Origin of the sequence: Herminiimonas sp. (assembly GCF_030645555.1) — a bacterium.
Lineage (GTDB): Bacteria > Pseudomonadota > Gammaproteobacteria > Burkholderiales > Burkholderiaceae_D > Oxalicibacterium.
In genome coordinates this window covers 1-4907 of sequence record NZ_JAUSME010000273.1, presented here as the reverse complement: position 1 = coordinate 4907, position 4907 = coordinate 1, and the positions used below count along the sequence as shown (strand labels likewise).

The window sequence follows — 4907 nt, the reverse complement described above, 5'->3', positions numbered from 1 at the left end:
CCTATGTCAACCTGATCCCGACTTCGAATGGCGGCACGCATGAATCCGGTTTGCGCGAAGGCTTGTTCGGCGCCGTGAAGAGCTTCGTCGAAATGCACTCGCTGTTACCCAAAGGCGTGAAGCTGCTGCCGGAAGACGTGTTCGCGCGCGTCTCCTTCGTACTGTCGGCCAAGGTGCTCGATCCGCAATTCCAGGGCCAGATCAAGGAACGCCTGAATTCGCGCGATGCGGTGCGGCTGGTAGCCAGCTTCACGCGCCCGGCGCTCGAACTGTGGCTGAACCAGCATGTCGACTACGGCAAAAAACTGGCCGAGCTCGTCATCAAGCAGGCGCAATCGCGTCTGCGTTCGGCACAAAAAGTTGAAAAGAAAAAATCATCCGGCGTGGCCGTCTTGCCGGGCAAGCTGACCGATTGCGAATCGAACGATACCTCGCGCAATGAAATCTTCCTGGTCGAGGGCGACTCCGCCGGCGGCTCGGCCAAGATGGGACGCGACAAGGAATTCCAGGCCATCCTGCCCTTGCGCGGCAAGGTCTTGAATTCGTGGGAAACCGAACGCGACCGCCTGTTTGCCAACAATGAGATACACGATATTTCAGTAGCGATCGGCATCGATCCGCACGGTAAAAATGACACTGTCGATTTCAGCAGCCTGCGCTACGGCCGCATCTGTATCCTGTCCGATGCGGACGTCGACGGTTCGCATATACAGGTGTTATTGCTGACGCTGTTCTTCAAGCACTTCCCGCAACTGATAGATCGCGGCCATATCTGCATCGCCCGTCCGCCGCTGTATCGCGTCGATGCACCGACACGCGGCAAGAAGCCGGCGCAAAAGATTTATGCCCTCGACGATGGCGAGCTGGAAGCGATAGAAGACAAGTTGCGCAAGGATGGCGTCAAGGACAGCGCATGGACGATCTCGCGCTTCAAGGGCCTGGGCGAAATGAATGCCGAACAATTGTGGGAAACCACGATGAACCCGGATACGCGCCGCCTGCTGCCGGTGGCGCTGGGTGAATTCGATGTGGATGCATCCGAGTCGCGCTTCAACATGCTGATGGGCAAAGGCGAAGCTGGCGCCCGCCGCACATGGATAGAAGAACACGGCAACGAAGCAGAGGCCGATATCTGATGAATGCTATGCGCGCTTTACTGCTGGCCCTGTCGCTGCTGTCAGCTGCTGCCCATGCTGATGTATACGGCTATATGGACGCCAACGGCGATGCGCATTTTGCGGCAGAAAAACTGGATCAGCGCTACCAGTTGTTCGCCCGCGGCGATCAAGTCTTGAATGCATCGAAGCTGGTGCCACTGAGTAATGGAGATAAAGCGGCAGAAAAGGAAACGCCGCTGTTCCGCTATCTGTCGCAGCATCCGAACCTGAAAAAATACGAGCAATTGCTGAACGATGCGGCGAATGATTTCAATCTCGATCCCGCCTTGCTGAAAGCCGTGATGGCGGCCGAATCCGGCTTCAACCCGGCTGCCGTTTCACCGAAAGGCGCGATCGGCTTGATGCAGGTGATGCCGGCTACCGCAGAGCGCTTCGGCCTGCAGGCTGACCGCAAAAAGACCGTCGCGCAAAAACTGGCCGATCCCAAAACCAATATTCGCATCGGTGCACGTTACCTGCGCTTCCTGCGCAATATGTACCCTAACCAGCAGCACCTTGTGCTGGCCTCGTACAACGCTGGCGAAGGCGCGATACAAAAATACAATAACGCGATCCCGCCCTATCAGGAAACGCGCAATTACGTGAAGCTGGTAAGCCAGTTCTACCAGCTGTATCAGCCGGTTGCGAACTTTGCCGACAATGCAGTCTTTTCAAATCGCAGTTCAGGCAGCAAGCGCATACACATGATCATACCGGGACACCGCAGCACCAATAGCTCCGCCGACACTGTTACTTCCATCGAATAATTTTTCAGAATAATTTTTTAGAATAATAATGACCGATCAAGCCAATCTTTTTGAAACTGAAGCACCAGCCGATGGCGGCGAATCACTCACACTAGCGACCTTTGCCGAACGCGCTTATCTCGATTACGCGATTTCCGTGGTCAAGGGCCGCGCCCTCCCCGATGTCTGCGATGGGCAGAAACCGGTACAGCGCCGCATCCTGTATGCGATGAATGAACTGGGCTTGAACTCTGCCGCCAAGCCACGCAAATCGGCGGCCGTGGTTGGCGACGTGCTGGGCAAACTGCATCCGCATGGCGACCAATCCGTGTATGACGCCATGGTGCGCATGGCACAGGATTTCTCGCTGCGTTATCCGCTGATCGACGGCCAGGGCAACTTCGGCTCGCGCGACGGCGACGGTGCGGCTGCGATGCGTTATACCGAAGCGCGCCTGACGCCGATCTCGAAACTGCTGCTCGATGAAATCGGCATGGGCACGGTAGATTTCCAGCCCAACTATGACGGTTCGACTGAAGAACCGAAGCTGCTGCCGGGCCGCCTGCCGTTTGTATTGCTGAATGGCGCCTCCGGCATTGCCGTTGGCATGGCTACCGAAATCCCGTCGCACAATCTGCGCGAAGTGGCCACCGCTGCGGTCGCGCTGATCCGCAATCCGAAGCTCACGCATGAAGAATTGATGGCCATCGTGCCGGGACCGGACTTCCCGGGCGGCGGCCAGATCATCACCTCGCCTACCGCAATCCGCGATATGTACGGCGTCGGTCGCGGCAGCCTGAAAGTGCGCGCGACGTGGAAGATAGAAGACATGGCGCGCGGCCAGTGGCAAGCGGTCGTCACCGAGCTGCCGCACGGCACTTCATCGCAACGCGTGCTGGAAGAAATCGAAGAACTGACGAATCCGAAAATCAAGCTCGGCAAGAAATCGCTGTCGCCGGACCAACTCGCGCTCAAGCAAACGGTGCTGGCCATGCTCGACACGGTGCGCGATGAATCGGGCCGCGATGCGCCGGTGCGCCTGGTGTTTGAACCGAAATCGAAGAACCAGGACCAGACCGAATTCACCAACATGCTGCTGGCGCACACCTCGCTGGAAACCAGCGTGTCGATCAACCTGGTGATGATAGGCGGCGACGGCAAGCCGCGGCAAAAATCGCTGGGCGACATCCTGCGCGAATGGATAGACTTCCGTTTCACGACGATCACGCGCCGCACGCAATTCAAGCTGCAAAAAGTCGACGACCGCATCCATATCCTCGAAGGTCGCGAAGCGATCCTGCTCAATATCGACAAGGTCATCAAGATCATCCGCGAATCGGATGAACCGAAACCGGCCTTGATGGATGCATTCCGCCTGTCTGAACGGCAAGCCGACGACATTCTTGAGATACGCCTGCGTCAACTGGCGCGCCTGGAAACCATCAAGATCCAGCAGGAACTGGCAGAGTTGCGCAGCGAGAAAGCCACGCTGCAGGATCTGCTCGACAACCCGGCATCGCTGAAGCGCCTGGTGATCAGGGAAATCGAAGCCGATGAAAAACAGTTTGGCGATGCACGCCGCACCTTGATCGAAGTCGCGGAAAGAGCAGTCGTCGAAACCAAGGTCATAGACGAACCAGTCACCGTCGTCATTTCGCAAAAAGGCTGGGTGCGTGCGCGTACCGGCCACGGTCACGATGCCGCGCAATTCACGTTCAAGGCCAGCGATGCGCTGTACGACACGTTTGAATGCCGCACCGTCGACACGCTGCTGGTGTTCGGCTCCAACGGTCGCATCTACTCGGTCCCTGTCTCTGCCCTGCCCGGCGCGCGCGGCGATGGCGTACCTATCACGACGCTGATTGAACTGGCGAGCGGCACCAGCATCCTGCATTACTACGCCGGCCCGGCCGATGTAACGCTGCTGCTGGCATCGACCGCCGGTTACGGTTTCACTGCAAAAACCGGCGACATGGTCAGCCGCACGCGCGGCGGCAAAACCTTCATCACGCTCGATGAAGGCGACACACCATTGATGCCGCGTCCGGTCACGGCCGGCGCCAGTGCAATTGCCTGCCTGTCGGAAAAAGGACGCGTACTGGTTTTCGGCATCGATGAAATCAAGTCGCTGACCGCAGGCGGTCGTGGCGTGATCCTGATGGAACTGGAAAAGAACGAGAAGCTGCTGGCAGCCCAGCCTATCAGCCAGCGCGGCGTGATCGTGTCCGGCATCGGTCGCGGTGCAAAAGCACAGGAAATCTTGCTGTCGGCATCAGGACTCGCCGTGCATATCGGCAAGCGTGCACGCAAAGGGAAAGCATTGGAATCGAAGATCAAGGCAACGACGCTGACTGCGCAGAAGTAATCCACAGCCATTCCCGTCTGGACGGGAATGGCTGGCGGATGACAGGCACAAAAAAATGGCCGTTCCCGAGGGAGCGGCCATTTTTATATCGACAATGCAATACGATCAAATTTTCGCTGCGATCAATTTCCCCAGCTTGGCCACGCCTTCGCGTATCTTCTCAGGTGGTACCGTGACAAAACTCAGGCGCAGAGTATTTTTCTCCGGCTCGTTTGCATAGAATGGCGCACCCGGCACGAAAGCCACGTGCTGCGCAATCGCTTCTTCCAGCAAGGCCATGCCGTCCATGTGTTGCGGCAACGTCACCCAGATGAACATGCCGCCTTCCGGCTTGCTCCATTTGACACCGGCAGGGAAAAATTCAGCCAGCGCATCCAGCATGACCTGGCATTGATTTGCATACAGCGTGCGTATCGATGGAATATGCGCGGCAAGGAAACCATCCTTGATCGCTTCGTACACCACCATCTGCGTCAATTGGGAAGTATGCAGATCGGCAGCTTGCTTGGCTTGTTCCAGCTTGCGCACCAAAGGCACGGGTGCCACCACATAGCCGAGGCGTATGCCCGGTGTCAGCACCTTAGAGAACGAGCCCATGTAGATCACGCCATCCGGATTCATCGTCAGCATTTTCGGCAG

General features: G+C 57.5%; 4 protein-coding genes. 3 read left to right on the top strand and 1 reads right to left on the bottom strand.

Annotated features, from left to right (window positions below; all coding sequences use genetic code 11):
• The 3 genes from Q7T06_RS10500 to parC all read left to right on the top strand — a co-directional run.
• Positions 1–1136: toprim domain-containing protein (locus tag Q7T06_RS10500; protein ID WP_304784383.1), on the top strand; the 1136-nt coding region annotated here is incomplete at its 5' end.
• A gap of 8 nt (positions 1137–1144) precedes the next feature.
• Positions 1145–1924, top strand: coding sequence for a lytic transglycosylase domain-containing protein (locus tag Q7T06_RS10495; protein ID WP_304784381.1), 780 nt, complete (start codon positions 1145–1147; stop codon positions 1922–1924).
• A 28-nt stretch (positions 1925–1952) separates the two neighbouring features.
• The gene (gene parC / locus Q7T06_RS10490; RefSeq protein WP_304784378.1) at positions 1953–4268 is read left to right on the top strand and encodes a DNA topoisomerase IV subunit A; all 2316 of its coding nucleotides are present in this window, start codon (positions 1953–1955) and stop codon (positions 4266–4268) included.
• A gap of 105 nt (positions 4269–4373) precedes the next feature.
• Here parC and Q7T06_RS10485 read toward each other — a convergent pair.
• Positions 4374–4907 (bottom strand): aminotransferase class I/II-fold pyridoxal phosphate-dependent enzyme (locus Q7T06_RS10485; protein WP_304784376.1); only part of this gene is annotated, 534 nt, incomplete at its 5' end.